The organism is Tateyamaria sp. (genome assembly GCF_039945315.1).
Lineage (GTDB): Bacteria > Pseudomonadota > Alphaproteobacteria > Rhodobacterales > Rhodobacteraceae > Tateyamaria.
The window spans coordinates 36,378-56,546 of sequence record NZ_JBDUXB010000028.1 but is presented as its reverse complement, the minus strand read 5'-3'; the positions used below and the strand labels follow the sequence as shown (position 1 = coordinate 56,546).

21 protein-coding genes and 1 tRNA gene are annotated in these 20,169 nt (G+C 57.1%); 13 read left to right on the top strand and 9 right to left on the bottom strand.

The genetic code is table 11. The features are described from left to right. The first annotated feature begins 126 nt into the window (after nt 1–126). The gene (locus ABJD00_RS08790) at nt 127–678 is read left to right on the top strand and encodes an ankyrin repeat domain-containing protein (protein WP_413833920.1); all 552 of its coding nucleotides are present in this window, start codon (nt 127–129) and stop codon (nt 676–678) included. 605 nt (nt 679–1,283) lie between these two features. Here ABJD00_RS08790 and ABJD00_RS08785 read toward each other — a convergent pair. The 4 genes from ABJD00_RS08785 to ABJD00_RS08770 all read right to left on the bottom strand — a co-directional run bounded on the left by ABJD00_RS08785 (nt 1,284) and on the right by ABJD00_RS08770 (nt 5,008). Then, nucleotides 1,284–1,360: transfer RNA gene (locus ABJD00_RS08785), tRNA-Arg, on the bottom strand. Between the two features lie 70 nt (nt 1,361–1,430). Then, nucleotides 1,431–2,813, bottom strand: coding sequence for a sensor histidine kinase (locus ABJD00_RS08780; protein ID WP_413833917.1), 1,383 nt, complete (start codon nt 2,811–2,813; stop codon nt 1,431–1,433). A 12-nt stretch (nt 2,814–2,825) separates the two neighbouring features. Then, the gene (locus tag ABJD00_RS08775; protein WP_413833914.1) at nt 2,826–4,244 is read right to left on the bottom strand and encodes a dihydrolipoyl dehydrogenase family protein; all 1,419 of its coding nucleotides are present in this window, start codon (nt 4,242–4,244) and stop codon (nt 2,826–2,828) included. Nucleotides 4,245–4,249: 5 nt separating this feature from the next. Continuing rightward, on the bottom strand, nt 4,250–5,008 hold the full coding sequence (locus ABJD00_RS08770) for a TVP38/TMEM64 family protein (RefSeq protein WP_413849387.1): 759 nt from the start codon (nt 5,006–5,008) through the stop codon (nt 4,250–4,252). A 274-nt stretch (nt 5,009–5,282) separates the two neighbouring features. Between ABJD00_RS08770 and rpmH the strand changes: the two genes are divergently transcribed. From rpmH to yidD, 3 genes are read left to right on the top strand one after another with little or no spacing between them, the layout of a single operon-like run. Further along, nucleotides 5,283–5,417, top strand: coding sequence for a 50S ribosomal protein L34 (rpmH, locus tag ABJD00_RS08765; protein ID WP_012177012.1), 135 nt, complete (start codon nt 5,283–5,285; stop codon nt 5,415–5,417). Nucleotides 5,418–5,441: 24 nt separating this feature from the next. Then, entirely contained in the window at nt 5,442–5,837 is a 396-nt protein-coding gene (gene rnpA / locus ABJD00_RS08760) for a ribonuclease P protein component (RefSeq protein ID WP_413833907.1), read from the top strand. Further along, complete coding sequence (gene yidD / locus ABJD00_RS08755) at nt 5,834–6,067, top strand: membrane protein insertion efficiency factor YidD (protein WP_413833905.1); 234 nt, start codon at nt 5,834–5,836, stop codon at nt 6,065–6,067. Before rnpA ends, yidD begins: the two co-directional genes overlap by 4 nt. Here the strand turns inward: yidD and ABJD00_RS08750 are convergent, their stop codons facing one another. Then, complete coding sequence (locus tag ABJD00_RS08750) at nt 6,068–6,592, bottom strand: DUF3833 domain-containing protein (RefSeq protein WP_413833922.1); 525 nt, start codon at nt 6,590–6,592, stop codon at nt 6,068–6,070. 100 nt (nt 6,593–6,692) lie between these two features. Here ABJD00_RS08750 and ttcA point away from each other — a divergent pair, with 100 nt between their 5' ends. The 9 genes from ttcA to ABJD00_RS08705 all read left to right on the top strand — a co-directional run bounded on the left by ttcA (nt 6,693) and on the right by ABJD00_RS08705 (nt 15,599). Further along, nucleotides 6,693–7,571, top strand: coding sequence for a tRNA 2-thiocytidine(32) synthetase TtcA (gene ttcA, locus ABJD00_RS08745; protein ID WP_413833902.1), 879 nt, complete (start codon nt 6,693–6,695; stop codon nt 7,569–7,571). A gap of 73 nt (nt 7,572–7,644) precedes the next feature. Next, the gene (locus ABJD00_RS08740) at nt 7,645–9,210 is read left to right on the top strand and encodes a putative bifunctional diguanylate cyclase/phosphodiesterase (protein WP_413833900.1); all 1,566 of its coding nucleotides are present in this window, start codon (nt 7,645–7,647) and stop codon (nt 9,208–9,210) included. 216 nt (nt 9,211–9,426) lie between these two features. Further along, nucleotides 9,427–11,289, top strand: coding sequence for a membrane protein insertase YidC (yidC, locus tag ABJD00_RS08735; protein ID WP_413833897.1), 1,863 nt, complete (start codon nt 9,427–9,429; stop codon nt 11,287–11,289). A 2-nt stretch (nt 11,290–11,291) separates the two neighbouring features. Then, nucleotides 11,292–12,044, top strand: coding sequence for an MOSC domain-containing protein (locus ABJD00_RS08730; RefSeq protein ID WP_413833894.1), 753 nt, complete (start codon nt 11,292–11,294; stop codon nt 12,042–12,044). Next, a complete protein-coding gene (gene yihA, locus ABJD00_RS08725) occupies nt 12,044–12,694 on the top strand; it encodes a ribosome biogenesis GTP-binding protein YihA/YsxC (RefSeq protein ID WP_413833892.1) in 651 nt (216 codons plus the stop codon). The genes ABJD00_RS08730 and yihA overlap by 1 nt, the downstream gene beginning before the upstream one ends. Before the next feature lie 87 nt (nt 12,695–12,781). Continuing rightward, nucleotides 12,782–13,645 (top strand): acetylglutamate kinase, encoded by an 864-nt coding sequence (argB, locus tag ABJD00_RS08720; protein ID WP_413833890.1) that lies wholly within the window; start codon nt 12,782–12,784, stop codon nt 13,643–13,645. A gap of 57 nt (nt 13,646–13,702) precedes the next feature. Then, entirely contained in the window at nt 13,703–14,497 is a 795-nt protein-coding gene (locus ABJD00_RS08715; RefSeq protein WP_413833888.1) for a sterol desaturase family protein, read from the top strand. Next, the gene (locus ABJD00_RS08710; protein ID WP_413833886.1) at nt 14,494–15,108 is read left to right on the top strand and encodes a ferredoxin; all 615 of its coding nucleotides are present in this window, start codon (nt 14,494–14,496) and stop codon (nt 15,106–15,108) included. The genes ABJD00_RS08715 and ABJD00_RS08710 overlap by 4 nt, the downstream gene beginning before the upstream one ends. After that, complete coding sequence (locus ABJD00_RS08705; protein ID WP_413833883.1) at nt 15,105–15,599, top strand: SixA phosphatase family protein; 495 nt, start codon at nt 15,105–15,107, stop codon at nt 15,597–15,599. Before ABJD00_RS08710 ends, ABJD00_RS08705 begins: the two co-directional genes overlap by 4 nt. A 27-nt stretch (nt 15,600–15,626) precedes the next feature. On the opposite strand, the gene ABJD00_RS08700 is transcribed toward ABJD00_RS08705, so the two are convergent. The 4 genes from ABJD00_RS08700 to ABJD00_RS08685 form a co-directional block, all read right to left on the bottom strand. Beyond that, a complete protein-coding gene (locus ABJD00_RS08700; protein ID WP_413833880.1) occupies nt 15,627–16,397 on the bottom strand; it encodes an amino acid ABC transporter ATP-binding protein in 771 nt (256 codons plus the stop codon). 12 nt (nt 16,398–16,409) lie between these two features. Continuing rightward, nucleotides 16,410–17,708: an amino acid ABC transporter permease gene (locus tag ABJD00_RS08695; protein ID WP_413833878.1), complete on the bottom strand. Its 1,299-nt coding sequence runs from the start codon at nt 17,706–17,708 to the stop codon at nt 16,410–16,412. Nucleotides 17,709–17,711: 3 nt separating this feature from the next. Further along, nucleotides 17,712–18,926 carry an amino acid ABC transporter permease gene (locus ABJD00_RS08690; RefSeq protein ID WP_413833875.1) on the bottom strand — a complete coding sequence of 405 codons (1,215 nt, stop codon included), beginning with the start codon at nt 18,924–18,926 and terminating at the stop codon, nt 17,712–17,714. 167 nt (nt 18,927–19,093) lie between these two features. Continuing rightward, nucleotides 19,094–20,110 carry an amino acid ABC transporter substrate-binding protein gene (locus tag ABJD00_RS08685; protein WP_108838868.1) on the bottom strand — a complete coding sequence of 339 codons (1,017 nt, stop codon included), beginning with the start codon at nt 20,108–20,110 and terminating at the stop codon, nt 19,094–19,096. Between the last annotated feature and the right edge of the window lie 59 nt (nt 20,111–20,169).

The window sequence follows — 20,169 nt, the reverse complement described above, 5'->3', positions numbered from 1 at the left end:
TTTCAACGCTTTCAGAGGCGTGGATCAATGAGCGGACATTGGGCTGTTCGGAGCGGTCGTTGAACCACGGAATGGGTATTTTGTCATTCCATGGTAAAGTCTGACGGCATTGAAGGGAGTTCAGTTATGAGAAAAGGCATTTTTGGCATCGCATTTGTGGTGATGTTTGCAGCCGGTCCAGTGTTGGCTGATGGCGGTTGCGCAGAACTGTGCAGTGCCGAGTTCTATGTTTCAGCGACGGTAGAAAGCATCCAGCAACTGGTAGACCAAGGCGTCGATGTGAATGCGACGGATGATGTCGGCAAGTCAGGTCTGCACTGGGTGGCTGGGGCGCAACCTGATGTAATCGCCACTTTGCTTGCTGCAGGAGCGGATGTGAATGCCAAAGACCAACTAGATCGGACGCCACTACATTTCGTGGCTGCTACCGGGTCGCAGGAAAATATCAGATTGCTGCTGGATGCTGGTGCTGAGGTGAATGCTCAATCAGCCAATGATTGGGCCCCGATACATGGTGCCGCCAAGTTTGGGTCGGAAGAGCAGATCATGGTGCTACTTGAAGCCGGTGCTGATCCGACTGCCAGGACCGAGATGGGGGAAACTGCTTTCGACTTCGGTTCGGGCAATGCCAAACTGGAAGGCACTGATGCGATCAAGTTGTTGGAAGAACGTCGCTAATACTTAAGCCTGATTGTTAGAAGTCGTTCATTGTGAGCACTACTTTCCCACTTCTAGCTGAATGGCAGAAAGATCCTTAACTGAGACATCCGACAACGGCGCAGCGAACGACCGGTTTCGAGCTGAGGCAATTTAGTAGCGATCAATGTCCGCTATGGGGAAATTGCGCTGCACTACCGCGAGCTATGACGCTTTTTCGTGAAAACGAGGCGACGGATTTTCGCTGCACGAGCATCAGGCCGGTTCGTCCGCAACTCGGTCATTCATGCACCCCGCAGTATAGGTCTGCTTCGTCCGCAACTCAGCCGTTGGGGCGTCGTGCAGCGAAGGTCCGCTTGGTGGTATTTGATGCTTTGGAATTTAATGGGTCCAGAGCCTAGAAAGTAACGGCACCCCCTAAGTTTCCTGCAATTTAGCCTGTGCATCTGCCAACTGCTTTTCCAGATCAGCAACCTTTTGCTGCAGCCTGACTGCCTTTGGGGGTCTGCGTCGTACCATTGGATCACCTATGCTTTGCCGTGTCTGCGGGCACATTAACGGCTTGGCACACCGGATGGCACAACAAATCCAAAAATCTCTGTAAGTCATTGATTTTATTTAGGTGGTGGCGGACCGAGGAGGATTCGAACCCCCGACCCCCTGATTCGTAGTCAGGTACTCTATCCAGCTGAGCTATCGGTCCACTGGCGGGCGGTTTAGTCTTGTGGCCGCGGCTTTGCAAGAGGCTTATTGAGCCAAAGAGGCCAAGCCGCTCAAATACCGTCGCCCTTGGGCAAACGGATCGAAAAGACGGTGCCTGTCGGCCCGGTCCGGTCCAGTTCCAATGCACCACCATGGGCGCGGATCAATTCGGATGCGATGGCGAGGCCAAGGCCAGTGCCGCCTTTGCTTACCCCGCCCTGAAACGGCGTGAACAGGTGGTCTTGTGCGCGTTTGGGCAAACCGGGTCCGGTATCTGCCACTTCAATCCACCAGTTGTCGTCGTCTTCATAGGCAGAGACATTGATCTCAGCAGGCTTGCCGCTCGCAACAATCGCCTGACGGGCATTACGTACAAGGTTTGAGATCACTCGAAACAGTTGTTCAGGGTCTGCACGCAGCGTGAACATGGGCGGGATATTTTCGCTCAATGACAGATCGTTGTCACCAACCGCCAGTCGTTCGCTATCGAGCACATCTGCGACGATATCATCCAGTGTCAACATTGTGAGCGTCGGGCTGGGCTCTTCGGCCTTGCCAAAGGCCAGCGTGCTTTCACACAGATGGACCGCACGCGTGATCGAGCCCACCAGCTTTGGTGCCATGCGGCGCACCAGAGGGTCTTCAGAGCTTTCTATCCGGTCAGTGAATAATTGTGCCGAGGTCAGTATGTTGCGCAAGTCGTGGCTGATCTTGGACACCGCCGATCCCAGTTGCGCCAACCGGTCCTTTTGGCGCAAAGCTGCGATCAGCTCGGTCTGCATGGCTCGCAAGGCCTCTTCAGCTTCTCGCAGTTCGGTCACACCTGCATTCGGCGTGATGATCCGCCGTGCATCCTCAGGGGCGGCAGCATAGCGCTGCATGTGCCCGACGACGCCGCGAATGGGTTTCACGATGATCGCGCGGACTGCGATGAACAACAGGAACGCTGTCACGATAGAGATCACCGCCGACAGGATTAAAATCCGAATGCCATAGTCGATCATAGCCATGCGCAGCGGTGCCGTTTCGACGGTGATCTCAATCAGCAGTCCAGCCTCGCGCACGGGCGCTCCAATTACGCGGATCACCTCGTTTTCCGGTTCGGCCAGCCGCTTCATAGCGTCCCGGATCAGAACCATCGCAGTGCCATCCCTCAAATCAAAGGTCGCATCGATGGGGCGCGGCATCGGCGTGGCCAGCATCAATTGGCGTACTTCGTCCCGACGCAGCACAACGTTGAAAACACCTGCATTTTCCAGCAATTCGGCCTCAAGTTCGCTGTCGATCATGTCGTCGGCCAGCAGGGCAAGTGATGCGATCTGCGCCCGTTCCAGCCGGTTTTGCAGATAGTCTTCACGGAAACGTGCGATGGACGGCACAAAAATCAAAATTTCTGCCAGCATCACGAAAATCGTCGTGAGGATCAAAAATCGGCCAGAGAGGGAATTTAACATGCTGTAATCTGTTCAGGGAATGAAGCGCTGCACAAGCCCCACAACCCGTTTGACCAAATCACTGTCAAACAAGCGCGGGCTAAAATAGGCCCCAGCGGCGCGTTTATTGACCTCGCCGATGGTGGGATAAGGCGCGACCATGGCGGCGACTTGGCTCATCTTCATCTTGTTGGCCAAAACCAGTGCCCAGAGATTTATCAATTCGCCTGCTTGATGGCCAGCGATAGACACGCCGACAGGGCGGCCTTTGACGACCATAACCTTGATCAAACCTGACGTTTTGCGTTCGGCAATTGCGCGATCGTTGTGTTCGTAGTGAAAGCGGACGACCTCCAGCTTGTTGGCGTGTTCGTCCTTGGCTTGCGCCTCGGTCAGCCCCACTTGAGCCAGCTCGGGATCGGTATATGTCGCCCAAGGTATGTGGCTGGTTTTGGACTTGGACGGCAATCCAAACAGCATCGAACGGATGATGACACCGGCATGGTATCCGGCCACATGGGTGAATTGCAGCCCGCCCGCTGCGTCTCCGATGGCATAGACCCGTTTGTTCGTCGTACGAAGCGAGGCGTCAACTTTGACGCCACTGCGTGTGGTTTCCACCCCCGCAGATTCGAGCTTAAGCTTGTCAGTGTTGGACTTGCGTCCAACCGCCACCAGCAGATGGGTGCCGATAATGCGTCTCCCATCCTCGGTGTGGACTGCTATTTCGCCATCAGAACCTTCGATCCGCGACGCCTTGGCATCTTCAACTATCTCGACCCCCTCGGCGCGCAAGTTATCCAGTACGATCGCAGCCATCTCCGGGTCATCTTTGCCCAGTGCTTTGGCCCCTTCGATTACGGTTACTTTTGATCCAAGGCGCACATGGGCCTGCGCCATTTCCATCCCGATCGGACCACCGCCGATAATCAACAGGTGCTCGGGTTGGTCACGCAAATCCCAGAGAGTTTCATTGGTCAAATATGGCACCGTATCGATACCATCGATCGGCGGAACAAACGGACTAGACCCGGTTGCGATCACGATACGGCGCGCGCTGATGACGGCATCGCCAGCCTGCACTTCGGTGTCCGAGATGAAATGCCCAAACTCCCGGATCACGGTGACCCCGAACCCTTCGAACCGCTCTTGGCTGTCCACAGGTTCGATCTGAGCAATGACATTTCTTACGTGGTCCTTGGCTGCCGCATAGTCGACCTGCGGGACCACATTGGCCACGCCATAGACATCGCTATGGCTTTGCCCATACGCCGCCTTGCCGCTCGCAATAAGCGCTTTGGAGGGCACACAGCCGTAGTTGAGGCAATCGCCACCCGTCTTGTGCCCTTCGAGCAGGACAACATCCGCGCCCATCTGGCTGGCACCAGCGGCAACCGACAGGCCGCCCGATCCGGCGCCGATCACGAGAACATCTGTCTTGATCTGTTTCATGGGCTTCAGATCCCTTGTTTGCCGCGTGTGGCCTTGAGCAGGATGGGTAGAGCAGCAAGAGCGCATAGCCCAAGTATGGGCAGCAAGATCGCCGGTTCAAAGATAATGCCCAGATCCGGCGTCTCACCGCGATCGAATACTTCGCCCAACCCCGCACCAACAGACGTGTAAACAACCGCACCCGGAATAATCCCCAGGAATGTTGAAATCACGTAGCGGCCGAGCGCCACCCCGACAAGCGCAGGCACCAGATTGGCAACAAAGAACGGGACCGCAGGCACCAGACGGATCAGGAACAGCATGGACCACTGATTGTCATCGATCCCAGCCTTGATCTTTTTTATTAACCCATCGCTGGTGTCCATCTTCTCGGCCAGCCGTTCTCCCAGCCCCCAACGGGCGGCAAGGAAAATCGCTATGGCCCCAAGCGTGGCCCCCGTCATGTTAAAGAGCGCACCGGGAAACGTTGCGAACAAAAAACCACCCGTCAGTGTCATGACCGCAGCACCGGGCAGCGAAAACCCGACGATCAGAGCGTAGGCCCCCATAAACACCAGCGCCGTCAGCACATAGTGCTTGTCACGCACGGCCAACAGCGCCTCGCGGTTGTCCGCCAGCGTTTGAAAGTTGAGGTAGTCTTTCAGCGTGAAGGCACCGATCGCAGCCACAAAAAGGATGATGATCAAGGGCAGTTTACGCATCAAACCACTGCTTCTGGGCTGGCTGGTGTCGGACACTGTATCTTCCTTTTTGTCGTCGCGCATCATTTAGCCCCGGCTGTTGGGGCTGTTGTGACTTGAAACTGGGCGTGCCACACCCCAGAAAACAGGTCCTTCACGCGGCGTTGAACGGAAGTGCAGGTTTCAGGCCCAAAGTGAAACAATTAGAGCGCCTTGCCGCCAGATTTGTTGCAAGAGCATGACATTTTTGGTCTGCAAGGGTTTGACTTGCCTGCGGGCGCCCTTTAGAGGACGGGCTTCGAATACTGCCTGACCCCGAATCCGCGGGACATAGGCCAATAGATCCGGAGCCAAAGCGATGAAACGCACCTTTCAACCTTCCAACCTCGTGCGCAAGCGGCGTCACGGTTTCCGTGCGCGCATGGCAACCAAAGCCGGCCGCAAAATCCTGAACGCCCGCCGCGCCCGCGGCCGGAAGTCGCTCAGCGCATAAACGCGCGCCACCACAGGTTTCCAAATGAACCCGCCCGAGGCCCCTTTGTCCAACGACGTCGTTGGACAGGGAACGCCCCCGGCGGTTCATTTGCGTTTTGAGATCCTCAAGGCGCGCGCTGACTTTTTGCGGGCCGCGCGGGCCAAGCGGGTGGTGACCCCCGGTTTCGTCTTGCAGTACCGGCCCCGCGATGAAGGTGACGTGATCCGCGTCGGTTTCACGTGTTCGAAAAAAGTGGGCAACGCAGTGGCCCGCAACCGGGCCAAACGGCGCCTGCGCGAAATCGCGCGCCTCGTTTTACCAGAACACGGCAGCGCCGACATGGATTACGTGTTGATTGGACGGGCCGAGGTGACAGCAAACCGCCCTTTCGATGTGATGCTGGATGATCTGCGTCAAGCGCTAAGCCGCGCAACGTGACCCCGCTGGCCTTCTTCCTCTCGCTGCCGGTGCGCGCCTATCGTCTGATGTTTTCGCCGTGGGTCGGATTCAATTGCCGCTACCAGCCCACCTGCAGCGCATACGCGATGGACGCTTTGAAAAAGCACGGCGGAATCAAAGGAACGTGGATGACCCTGCGCCGGATCGGCCGATGCCATCCATGGGGAGGGACAGGGTATGACCCAGTGCCTGACCGGGACGATCCGTAATTATTGTTTTTCGAATGTGATGATCACGTCACCGATGTCGATGCCCGCGCGCTTCATATAAGCGCGGTTCAGCAGACGATCTTCGCTTAGCAGCCACATCCAGTCATCAAAGGTCACGCGCAGGGTGCCGTCAGGCACGGGCAGGTCAATCTGGTATTGCCAGTTGAACGTGTCCCCACGCTCTTCACCGGTCGCCTCGCCAATCACACCGGGGGCAGTGCCGCTCCAGGTGTCTTCGCCCGTTTTAACCAAGGTCCAGACACGCTGTTCGGTGCTGGCATCTTCGTAGATAAAATCTTCAACCAGTGTCAGTGTCTGCCCATCCCACGTGCCGTTGATCTCTACGTCAAATCGGCGGCGCACGGTGCCAAACACATCCTGAAACTGACCGTAGGCAAGCACTTGTCCGTCAAAAAACTCTTCCAGGTTCAGCTTGCGCTCAGACAGTTGCGCATCCTCAAGCTGTGGTTTGCCAGTACACGCAGCCACAAGGCCGATGGCCAGCAAAAGAAAGATACGCAACATCATGAAATCCCTTCAACGTTGTGAAGGATACGCGCCTCTGCCCCTTTTGGTTCACCCGTCCCGTGATATAGAGCGGACATGCCCAGCAACAGGTGCCCCCATGTTAGATGACAGCGACGATATCCATCCTCTTTTCGCAGGCGCGCCCAGCACGACCGAATTCAAAAAGCTGCGCAAACGCATTGTGCGCAACACGCGTGAGGCGATTGAGCAATATGGGATGGTCGATGCAAACGCACCGCGCCAGAAATGGCTGGTCTGTTTGTCCGGGGGCAAAGACAGCTACACGTTGCTGGCCGTGCTTTATGAACTGCAATGGCGCGGGCTTTTGCCCGTCGATATTCTGGCCTGCAATCTGGATCAGGGGCAGCCGGGGTTTCCGGCAACTGTCCTACCCGAGTTTCTTGAGCGCATGGGCGTTCCGCATCGGATCGAGTATCAGGACACCTATTCCATCGTAATCGACAAAGTGCCCGAGGGGCGTACGTTTTGCGCACTCTGCTCGCGGCTGCGGCGCGGCAACCTTTACCGGGTTGCGCGCGAAGAAGGGTGTTCGGCCGTCGTACTGGGCCATCACCGCGATGACATTCTTGAGACGTTTTTTATGAACCTCTTTCACGGCGGACGTCTGGCCACGATGCCACCCAAACTGGTGAACGAAGAGGGTAATTTGTTCCTTTATCGCCCGCTCGCCCACGTGGCAGAGGCCGATTGCGACAAGTTTGCCCGTGCTATGAACTACCCGATTATTCCGTGTGATCTGTGCGGCAGTCAGGACGGTTTGCAGCGTCAACAGGTCAAACAGATCCTTGATGGATGGGAGGCCAACAGCCCGGGGCGCCGTCAGGTAATGTTCCGCGCATTGATGAATGCGCGCCCCTCGCATCTGCTTGATCCGAAGCTCTTTGATTTTCAGGGGCTTGCCCTGCAATCAGGACCAATTGATGAAAATTCGAAGGACATTCCGGACTTGGGTTAAACACCGGCTTACGAAGGCGGCGTAGCAAAGGTTGGCGTCAAAAGCTGACGCGTTGCACGCAAGAGGACTGAAAATGCGCCTTCGCCCACCCACTACCTTGGCTGAAATTCGCGATAGAGTCGTGTCGTCGTTGTCGGGCACGCAAATGCTGGCATTCCTCCCCGCACTTTGTCTGGCTGCCTATTGGATTGGTGGAGAGGTGATCCTTGTCGCGGTTGCGTTGCTCATCCCGACGGGCTGGATGATGTTGGGCGGTTTGGACAATTTGGTCAAAAATCGTGTCGCACGCATGCCTGTTTCCGGATTGGTGGAACCCAACACTTTTTGTGAACGGGTGCAGGCGGTGCGAGAAGATGTCACTGGCACCGAACGCCATAGTGCCCTTCTTGCAATTGAACTGGATGATTTTTCGACGTTGAAAGGGCGCTTTGAACCCGGCGCCGTTGATCGTGTGCTCAAGGCGGTCGGGCAACGCCTCAACACCGTTTCCCGTGATAACGATGTGATCAGCAAGATCGGAGACAGCCGGTTTGCGATCTGCCTTGCCCCGGTCACGCATCTGGATCTGGATCTGGATCTGGATCTGGAAAGCTGTATACAGATGAGCGGCCGCATTCAACAAGCCGTCGAAGAACCAATCGCCTTGGACGGGGCAACCGTTTATATCACCGCGAGTGTAGGATTTTGCCTGCAGGCCCGCGCGCCAGATACCAACAGCCAAGACTGGATCAACGCGGCCCTCGCCGCTCTGAACGAGGCTCAAAGGCGCGGCCCCACATCTGTGCGCGCCTATTCGGTGGAACTCCATTCGCGCCTGAAAAGCCGCTCAGACCTTCGCGGCGAAGTGGCTGCGGCACTGGAACAAGGCCAAATTCAACCCTGGTTCCAACCACAGATTTCTACAGATACAGGCCGGGTCACCGGATTCGAAGCGCTTGCGCGCTGGATACATCCAGTACGCGGTGCAATTTCTCCGGTCGAATTCCTGCCCGCGATTGAAGAAGCGGCTCTGCTCGAACGCTTGGCCGAGGTGATGATGTATCACACCTTCACCGCGCTCAAAGCATGGGATGCTGCTGGCGTGAATGTGCCCCAGGTCGGTGTGAATTTCAGCGGTTCGGAGCTTAACAATCCCCGTCTGGTCGAAAAAATCAGTTGGGAACTGGATCGCTTTGACCTCGCCCCTGAAAGGCTGGCAGTTGAAATCCTCGAAACCGTTGTGACGGATACACTGGATGACACAATCACATTGAACATCAACGCATTGCATGACCTCGGGTGTCAGATTGACCTAGATGACTTTGGCACCGGACATGCCTCACTCTCTGCAATCCGGCGCTTTGGCGTAGGTCGGATCAAGATTGACCAGTCCTTTGTGATGAAAGCGGATCGTGATCCCGAACAACAACGTATGATCAGCGCCGTTCTGACCATGGCCGAACTGCTGGGCATCGAAACCCTCGCAGAGGGGGTCGAAACTGTTGGCGAACATGCGCTGCTTGCACAATTGGGATGCGATTATGTGCAGGGCTTTGGCATCGCGCGGCCCATGCCGTTTGAAAAGACCCTGGACTGGATTCGATCCCATGTCGCAAAGGTGCAAGAACTGCCCGTCATACCACTACGTCGCTCAAATTGATTACCGTTGATTGGCCAGACCACGGTACAAAAGCGTCTCGGCGCCGCATTCTGCATCCTATTACCTTACAGCGCGCCCCATACAACGTTCGAATAGCACGGACGAACGCCTTTGTGTCTCGCCTCCGGAGGGAAAAACAGGCCGAATCCGCTTGACCTTTGTCCCTGCACTCTGTTGAACCCGACCAACGTTTCAGACAGCAGGTGGCAGTCCCCTATGGACGATCAGAACAAGAACCTCATTCTTGCAACAGCACTCAGTTTCCTTGTGATCTTGGTCTGGTTTGTCCTGTTCCCACCGCCGGAACCGGACATTCCTCTGGATGCCACAGCACCCGCCGCTTCAACCGCCGACAACGGCGACAACGCTGTACCAGCCGCGCCGCCGGTCTCGGGTGAGGCCACGACAGCACCGGCCACGCAAACCGCCGCCGCAGACTCAACCGCAGACGCACCAAGGGTTGCGATCGACACCGCCCGCCTCAGCGGTTCGATCTCACTTGCTGGCGGCCGGCTGGATGATTTGCGTCTCAAAGACTACCGCGAAACGCTAGAGCCAGACGCCGATATCGTCACCATGCTGTCCCCGGTTGGAACAGCAGGAGCATATTATGCGCTGCACGGTTGGGCACCGGGCAGTGGTCTGGAAGCGAACGCGGTCCCGGACCCGAACACCCTCTGGACCGTTGTTGAAGGCGACATACTGACCCCATCAACCCCTGTCGCACTGGAGTGGGACAACGGGATCGGCCAAGTGTTCCGCCGCGACATCAGTGTCGACGAAGACTACATGTTTAGCGTCACCCAATCTGTCACCAACTCGGCAGACACAGCTGTGCGTGCCGCGCCCTATGGCATGATCACACGGCACGGTATCCCAACGGACATCCGCAACTTCTTCATTCTGCACGAAGGCGCGGTGGCCATGGCCAACGGAGAATTGTCGGAAACCAACTGGGATGACATTCCGGACGCCGACGTTGATCCGAATTGGGGCCGCCCAGCCATCGTGACACCAGACGTTGCCGAAGGTTGGATCGGGTTCACCGACCACTTCTGGCAATCTATCCTGATCCCAACGGGTGTTCCAAGTTTTGAACAGGCACTGACATATGCGCCCCGTACCGATGTGTTCCGCGCAGTCACCCGCCTGCCCACGCAGGACATTGCACCGGGGGCCACCGTCAGCGTCACCACGCAACTGTTTGCCGGAGCCAAAGAATGGGATGCCATCCGCGATTACCAGCAGGCCGGGGTCGAAGGGTTCGTCGACAGCATCGACTGGGGCTGGTTCTTTTTCCTGACCAAACCCATCTTCTGGCTGTTGCATGAAATGAACCTGATCATTGGGAACATGGGTTGGTCCATCATCGGCCTGACCCTCGTGATCAAGGCAATCCTGTTCCCGCTGGCCTACAAATCCTACGTTTCCATGGCGAAGATGAAGGAATTACAGCCTCAGATGGAGGCGCTCAAAGAAAGCGCCGGCGACGACAAGCAAAAGCTGCAACAGGGCATGATGGAGCTTTATAAAAAGGAAAAGGTGAACCCGGCCGCGGGCTGCTTACCGATCCTGCTTCAAATCCCTATCTTCTTTTCGCTCTACAAGGTGATCTTTGTCACAATCGAATTGCGGCACGCGCCGTTCTTTGGCCCATTCCAAGACCTCAGCGCGCCTGATCCGACTTCGATCATCAATCTGTTTGGGCTGTTGCCCAACGCCTCGCCCGAACCAACGTCAATAATGGCGCTGATCTTCATCGGCATCTTGCCCATCCTTCTGGGCATCTCGATGTGGCTGCAACAGAAACTGAACCCGGCGCCCACAGACCCGACGCAACAGATGATCTTTGCGTGGATGCCATGGGTGTTCATGTTCATGCTCGGCGGCTTTGCCAGTGGCCTCGTGGTCTACTGGATCGCCAACAACACGATAACATTCACTCAGCAGTACCTGATCATGCGCAGCCAGGGATACAAACCTGACCTCATGGGCAATATCAAAGGCAGCTTCAAGAAGACCGCCAAGGCCGATGCTGCCAACTCGACCAAAGCACCGAGCAAAAAGGGCGGGAAGTAGCGATGCGCGTCGCCTCGCTCCACCGCTACCCGATCAAGAGCCATGGGCGTGAGCAGATAGATGCGGTGACCCTGACCGAAGGGCAGACCATGCCCTGGGATCGGGTATGGGCAGTGACCCATGAAGCGACGAAATTCGACGTGCAATCCCCAGCTTGGGTGTCTTGCCGCAATTTTATGATTGGCTCTCGCACACCCGGTCTGGCCGGTATCTGGGCCAGTTTGAACGAGAAAACACGCCAAATCTCTTTGCGCCACGCGGACCTTGACGACATCACATTTTGCCCGGATGACGCCAATGATGTCGCGCGGTTCTTGTCTTGGGTTGCCCCACTTTGCCCCCCCGAACGTGACGCGCCTTCCGGGGTCGTCAGTGCACCGGACCGGGGCATGACGGACAGCCCTTTGGCCGCTGTGTCGATCATGAATACGGCGAGCCATGCCGATGTAGCTTCCAAGTTGGACACCCCAGTCGAGTTGGAACGCTGGCGTGGAAACATCTTTCTGAATGACACGCCAGCCTGGGCGGAAATGGAATGGTTGGGTCGGGACATACGCGTCGGCGATGCAGTCTTGCGCGTGCGTGAACGGATCAAACGCTGCTCCGTGACCAACACCAACCCGGTTACGGGTTTACGTGACACCGATACGCTGGATGCTCTCAACACCCATTTCGGACATCAGGATTTCGGCGTTTATGCCGAAGTCGTCACGTCTGGCGACATCAGCATTGGCGCAAAGGCGGAACTCCTCTGATGCAACTCCCCTTCCCCATCGCCGAGACGCCTGATCCGCAAACCGAAGAACGCGGTCGCTTGCTGTTTGCAGGCGAGACCGAGTTTGTGAAGGGCGTGGTTGCCATGTCCGGCCTGCCCCCCGCTGATCGGCTTGAGGTCTGCTTTGCCGGCCGCTCGAACGTGGGCAAGTCTTCTTTGATCAACGCGCTGACCGGTCGCAAGGGACTGGCGCGGGCCTCAAACACACCCGGCCGGACACAAGAGATCAACTATTTCACCGCTCAGGACAGCCATTATCTGGTCGACCTGCCCGGCTATGGCTACGCCAATGCACCGCTGCCCATCGTCGAAAAATGGCAAAATCTGCTGAAACAGTACCTGTCGGGCCGCCAAACCCTGCGCCGCGCCTTTGTGTTAATCGACGCGCGCCACGGCGTGAAAAAAGTGGATGAGGAAATCCTGTCCCTACTCGACAGTGCCGCCGTCACATTCCAATGCGTGCTGACCAAGGCGGACAAGGTCAAGGCGGCCGACCGAGAACGCGTGCTGGACCAAACCCGAACCGCCCTGTCCAAACACCCCGCTGCGTTCCCAGAGATTGTGCTGACCTCGAGCGAAAAAGGTGACGGTATCCCCACTTTGCGCGCCATTATCGCCACGCTTGTGTGATGCGAACCGCAGCCAGGTGCGAAAAATCTTGGCCCACCCGCGACGCTCGGGCAAGACAGGGCGCAACCCGAAATCAGTGATCAACAGATGAAACCCCAAGACATGAACCGAGACTGGATCGCCACCGCCCGCACGCTCAGCCAAGCCTTGCCCTATTTGCAGCGCTATGCCGGCGCGACCGTCGTGATCAAGCTGGGCGGTCACGCCATGGGCAGCGACGAGGCCATGGAGAGCTTTGCCAGCGACGTTGTGCTTATGCGTCAGGTGGGTGTGAACCCTGTTGTCGTGCATGGTGGCGGGCCGATGATCAATGACATGCTCACCCGCCTCGACATCCAGTCCGAGTTTGTGAACGGGAAACGTGTCACCGACGACGCCACAATGAACGTGGTGGAAATGGTGCTGTCAGGCGTTGTGAACAAGCGCATCGTTCAAGCCATCAACCGCGCCGGTGGACGCGCCGTGGGTCTGTCGGGCAAGGACGCCAATCTGATGATCTGTGATCAGACGGACCCGCAACTGGGTTTGGTCGGCACCCCGGCACAAATGGATCCCTCGATCCTGAACAACCTGTTTGAAAAGGCGATGATCCCTGTCATCGCCCCGCTTGGCGCGGGTCGCAATGGCGAGACGTTCAATATCAATGGCGACACAGCGGCAGGCGCAATTGCCGGTGCGCTCAAGGCGGATCGGCTGTTGCTGCTCACAGACGTCTCAGGCGTCAAGAACGCAGACGGAGAAGTCGTCACCGACCTTACGGCCGATCAGATCCGTACGTTGACCCAAGAGGGCGTGATCGCGGGCGGCATGATCCCCAAGACCGAAACTGCTCTGGATGCAATCGCAAGCGGTGTACGCGCCGTCGTCATTCTGGACGGGCGTGCGCCAAACGCCTGTTTGCTCGAACTTTTCACCAATCACGGGGCCGGGTCCATCATCCGCCCGCGGTGACGCAAACGTGTCTATTGGCCACATTGCGCTGGTCAGCGCGCTCTATACATTCGCTACATGGAAAACGAAGCAACCATTCGTCTGGTGATCTTCCTCGGCCTGTTTGCCGCTCTGGCTGCTGCTGAAACGCTGGCGCCACGCCGCGAGCGCAGTCAGAAGCGAAGCAAGCGCTGGGTGACGAACTGGGGCATCACAATTGCCAACACAGTGCTGTTGCGGCTGATGGCCGTGGCGCTGCCGTTGCTGGCCGTGGGTGCTGCTGTCGACGCGCAGGTACAGGGCTGGGGTCTCTTTAACGCGCTCACCCTGCCCGGCTGGTTCGAAGTGATTGCCGCTATCCTGATCCTTGATTTCGTGATCTGGGGACAACACCTGATCACGCACAAGGTTCCGTTGCTTTGGCGCTTACACCGGGTCCATCACGCCGATGTAGACATGGATGTGACAACCGCAATCCGCTTCCACCCGATTGAAATTGCCTTGTCCATGATCCTCAAGATCGGCGTTGTATACCTGCTTGGGCCCGCCGCGTTGGCCGTGATCCTGTTTGAAATCATGCTGAACGGCACGGCCATGTTCAACCACGCTAATATCCGGTTGCCGCTTCGGCTTGATGCGATAGTGCGCCGCGTGCTGGTCACGCCAGATATGCACCGGGTCCACCATTCGATGCACCGGGATGAACATGACAGCAACTACGGCTTTGCCCTGTCGATCTGGGACCAGATGTTTGGCACCTACATCGCGCAACCCCGTGGCGGACATGACGACATGACGGTCGGGCTGGAATGGCAAGATGACCGCCCCGCCCGTCTGGGCTGGTCCCTCAGTTTGCCGTTTGCACGGAAATGACCCTCGATCAGATTGAACAGGCGGTCTCGCCACATGGCCTTATGGTGATGGGAAGCGATGGAACACGTGTTCTGATCGGAACTGATGCTGGGTGGTGGGACGTGTTTCGGGCCAGCCCTGAATATCATGACAACGCTAGGGATCCTGTAGATCGCTGGTCCAAACGCATCTTAGGCGCTCTGGCGATACAGATCGGGGCTGAGGCGCAGTTCCCCTCCGATGGCCCGCCCTATGCCCCTTTCATCGCATGGGCTTTGGCGACCGGGCGGTTCTGGCAAAGCCCGACAGGCATGATGGTCCACGACACCGCCGGGCTTATGATCTCCATCCGTGGCGCGTTAGAACTGCCCGGCCCAATATCTGCCGCACCGGCAGGGCAAAGCCCATGCGACACCTGCTCTGATCGCCCATGCGTCACAGCATGCCCGGTGGATGCGCTGAGTGCGACAGCGGCCTATGACGTGCCCGCCTGCAAGGCTTACCTTGAAACGCCCAACGGGAAGGACTGTATGACCAAGGGCTGCCATGTGCGGCGCATCTGCCCAGTCAGCCAACGCTTTGCCCGCCCGGACGAACAAAGCGCATTTCATATGAAAGCATTTCGCGGATGACCTTGACGCTGATCCTTATGCGCCACGCCAAATCGGCGTGGGATGACCCAATTCTCGCGGACCATGACCGCCCATTGAACGACCGAGGCAAGGCTTCGGCCCAAGCGATGGGAGACTGGTTACGCGCGCAAGGCCACCTGCCTGACACGGCTATCAGCTCCAGCAGCACCCGGACTGGTCAGACTTTTGCAGAATTGCGATTGGACATCCCTGTCAGTTTCACACGCACGCTTTATCACGCCGGGCCAGAGGTCATGATGGAAGTCCTGCGCGACGAGACAGCTCCAACTGTATTGATGCTCGGCCACAATCCCGGGATCGCAGACTTTGCCGACAGGCTGGTCGAACAGCCACCGCGCCACCCACGTTTTTCCGACTACCCGACATGTGCAACAGCGGTGATCACGTTCGATGCCAAAGGCTGGAACGACATCGGCTGGCGCGAAGGCCAGCCGATTAGTTTCGCGATCCCGCGAGAGGTTATGGAGTAAGGCGGATCAACGCCCGCCTTACGTGTCTCAGTGCCCGAGGATCTGGCTCAGGAACAATTGCGTTCGGGGGCTTTTGGGATTGTTAAAGAACTCTTCGGGTTCGTTCTGCTCAACAATCTGACCTTCATCCATAAAGATCACACGGTTGGCGACCTGACGGGCAAAACCCATCTCGTGAGTCACACACAGCATGGTCATGCCTTCTTCGGCCAGTTCGACCATTGTATCCAGCACTTCCTTGATCATCTCAGGGTCAAGAGCCGAGGTCGGTTCGTCAAAGAGCATGATCCGCGGACGCATGCAAAGCGAGCGGGCAATCGCCACACGCTGTTGCTGACCACCCGAAAGCTGACCGGGGTACTTGTCAGCCTGATCGGGGATTTTCACCTTCTCGAGAAAGTGCATCGCGATCTCTTCGGCTTCCTTCTTGGGTGTTTTGCGCACCCAGATCGGGGCCAGCGTGCAGTTTTCAAGAATTGACAGGTGCGGGAACAGGTTGAAGTGCTGAAAGCACATGCCAACCTCCGATCGGATCTTGTCAATATTCTTGAGGTCCGAAGACAACACAGTCCCGTCCACGGTGATCTTGCCTTGCTGGTGTTCCTCCAGCGCGTTGATGCAGCGGATCAGTGTGGATTTGCCGGACCCAGAGGGCCCCGCAATTACGATCCGTTCGCCACGATAGACCGTCAGGTCAATGTCGCGCAGCACATGGAAGGTGCCGTACCATTTGTTCATGGACTCGATGGAAACGGCGACTTCGTCGGACACGTTCATTTCAACAGCTTGTTCAGTCATGTCATCCACTCCTTAGCGGTGATCGGTCGCAAGTTGACGTTCCAGCCACTGCGAATATTGAGAAATGCCGTAACACACGACGAAGAAGAGAAGCGCTGCAAAGCCCAGAAGCTCCCAGTAGACCCCGTTCCACTCGGTAGAGGCAAGGATCGGACCCCGGATCATACCCAGCAGGTCAAACATCGAGATAACCGAGACCAGCGTTGTGTCCTTGAACAGACCCACAGCCACGTTGACGATACCCGGGATCGAGATCTTCAACGCTTGCGGCAGAATGATCAGCCGCATCGCTTGGGCATAGTCGAGCCCAAGGCTGTCCGCCGCCTCATATTGGCCGCGTGGAAGGGCCGCAAGGCCACCCCGGATCACCTCGGCGATGTAGGCCGCCGAGAACATCGTGATCATGATCACAACCCGCAAGAACAGGTCAGTCGTCGTACCGGGTGGGAAGAAGTAGGCAAGCATAACGCTTGCCACGAACAGCAAGGTGATCAGTGGCACACCACGGATGAATTCAATGAAGATCACGCAGATCCACTTGATCAACGGCATGTCTGACTGCCGACCCAGTGCCAGTGCGATACCCAAAGGCACCGACAGCGACACACAGGTCACGCCCAGCATCATGTTCAACATGAAGCCGCCCAAGTCACGGCTCGGCACGGCGGACAGCCATGCGCCTTCATTCGCATTATCCGGAATGATCCAACCGCCAATCGTCCAAACCACAAACGCCGCAGCAATCCCGCCAAAGAAACCAGCAGCAAAGCTCCCGGCTACAAGACGGCTATAAACCACATATCCTGCAACGACCCCGGCCAGCGCAAGGATCGGCGTCAAGATCGTGCCGCCCCAGATCAGGTAGTAGGCAACAAATGGGAACAGCGCTGTGATGATCAGCAATTTGCGCGGCAGTTTGTAAAACAGAACAGGGGCAACGGCCGCGAAAAAGACGAGGAACGCCAATGATGGACGCCAATACTGGTCAGCCGGGTACTTGAACCCAAAGATCAGCTGGTTCCACCGCTCTGTCAGAACCGAGAAACAGGCAGCGGAAACGCCGTCCAGCACTTCGCGGCATTCAGCAAGGCTGGACGTGGTCCAGACACCTGACAGGATCCAAGGCAATGTGCTCGAAAGGATCAGATAGATAAAATAGGCCGCAATGATGGTCAGCACCGAATAAAACGGGGTCGAGAACAAGTTGTCCTTGGCCCATTTTACTGGCCCCGTCGCCGAAGACGGCGGTGGCGATTGTGGTACTGTTTCGGTGCGCACGAAGGCGACGGAGTTGGCAGATGTGTCTGACATGGCTCAGCGCTCCTTCAGTTTAACAGAGTTGTTGTAGACGTTCATGATCGCCGAAATGCACAGCGAAATCGTCAGATAGAACAGCATCAGCAGAAGAACGCACTCGATGGCCCGACCCGTCTGGTTCAGCGTGATACCCCCGAGCGTCGCGGTGATGTCAGCATAACCGACAGCGATGGCCAGCGACGAGTTCTTGGTGATGTTAAGGTACTGCGAGATGAGCGGTGGGATGATGACGCGCAAGGCCTGCGGCAGCACCACAAGGTTCATGATCCGACCCGAACGCAGACCTAGCGCACCAGCGGCTTCGGTCTGACCTTTGGAAATCGCCTGAATACCAGCTCGTACGTTTTCGGCGATGAAAGCACCGGTATAGATCGAAAGGGCAAACCAGAGCGCGATCAATGGGCCGCCGATCTTGATACCACCGGAAAAGTTAAAGCCCTTGAGTTCTGGATATTCTAGTCCGATGGGGCGCCCCATGATGAAAAACATCAGCAGCGTGGGCACAAACAGGATGGCAAGGCTTGGCCAGCCCATAGGCAGCAGACGGCCCGTATCATAGAGCAGCTTAGTCGCATATCGACGGTAGGCAAACACACCGATGATCGACAGGATAAAGACGGCCACAACGATCAAAGATCCCGGTCCCCAGACCGGCGCCGGGATGTAGACACCGCGGTTAGTGAAAGCAAAGGCGTTCATCACCATGGACGCTGTTGCATCGTCACCCCTGAATGCACGTGGGGCAGGCATCACCGCAGTCATGATCGTGAAGATAATGATGATCCAGATCAGAACCGGAATGTTGCGGAAGATTTCCACGTAAAAGGACATCAACTTGGAAACGAGCCAGTTGTTTGACAAGCGCAGCACACCGGCGATCACGCCAAAAATGGTGGCTGTGATACAAGCCAGAAAGGCCACAAGCAGCGTGTTCAGGATGCCGACAAGGGCGGCGCGCGCATTGGTGGACTGGCTGGTGTATTCCACCAGCGCCTGGTTGATGTCGTATCCGGCGGGCGAGCCGAGGAATTGGTAAGAGATGTTCAGACCGGCAGCCGCCAGGTTGCTGAACAGGTTTGATCCAAGGAACGCAAATGATGCGATCAGCACAATCAGCGCGATGAACTGGAACGTGTAGGATCGGTATCGGGTATCGTTCAGCAACATCGACGGGCGGAATGCGCCCTGTGGTGGGTCGGTGATCGTGGACATACAGTTGTTCCCCGTAGATCCGGCCTTGATTAAGGTGCGTCTGAAGCGCGGGGCCGGGTTTTCAGATTTGGCTGTTGGCTTTGGACATCTCGCCGCTGTTTTCAGCGATCCCGTGCCCGGATGTGCAAGGGGCGCAGGAATTACCCTGCGCCCCTTGGCTATTCAATTTAGCGGAATGGAGGCGAATACAGCAGGCCGCCTTCTGTCCACTGAGCGTTCAGGCCGCGGGCCAGACCGATTGGTGTGCTTTCGCCGATTGTGGCTTCAAAGATCTCACCGTAGTTCCCGGAGACGGAAAGTGCTTTCATTGCCCAATCAGCGTCCAGACCCAGCATCTCGCCCAAGGTACCTTCGGTACCCAGCAGACGGTTGATTTCTGGGTTGTTGGTGCCGCTGGCCATCTCGCCGATGTTGGCGGATGTGACACCCAGCTCTTCCGCTGTGATCAGCGCGTTCAGAGTCCAGCGAACAACATCGCCCCACTCGTTGTCACCGTGACGGACCAGCGGGCCCAGCGGCTCTTTCGAGATGATTTCTGGCAGCAGAACGTGATCACCAGGTGCTTCGAATGTCGCGCGTGTCGCGGCCAGACCAGATGCGTCTGTAGTGAAGACGTCACATGCACCGGCAAGGTACTGCTGCTGTGCTTCGGCATTGGTTTCGATTGGCACTGGCTCGTAGCTGATGTTGTTGGCACGGAAGTAGTCCGCTAGGTTCAGCTCGGTTGTTGTACCCGTCTGGATGCACACAGTCGCGCCGTCCAGTTCAGTCGCCGAGGACACGCCCAGCTCTTTTGGAACCATGAAGCCTTGGCCGTCATAGTAGTTCACCCCGACGAATGTGAACTTGAGGTCCACGTCACGGCTGAACGTCCACGTTGTGTTACGCGCCAGCATGTCGATTTCGCCGGATGCGAGTGCGGTGAAGCGCGTCTTGCCCGTTGTTGGGACGAATTCAACGGCTGTTGGATCACCCAGAACCGCCGCTGCGACAGCGCGGCAGACCGCGACGTCAAAACCGTTCCATTCGCCGTTTGCGTCTGGTGCCGCAAAGCCAACCAGACCGGTCGTCACGCCACAGTTAAGTGTGCCGCGTGCTTTTACGTCGTCAAGCGTGCCAGCAGCCGCAACGCCGGCAGCAACGCCAGCGACGGAGAGCGCGCCAAGAAATACAGATTTTTTCATTCTTACCTCTTCCTGATACACCGCCATATTTTGGCGGTTTGACCGACGCACATTGAGTG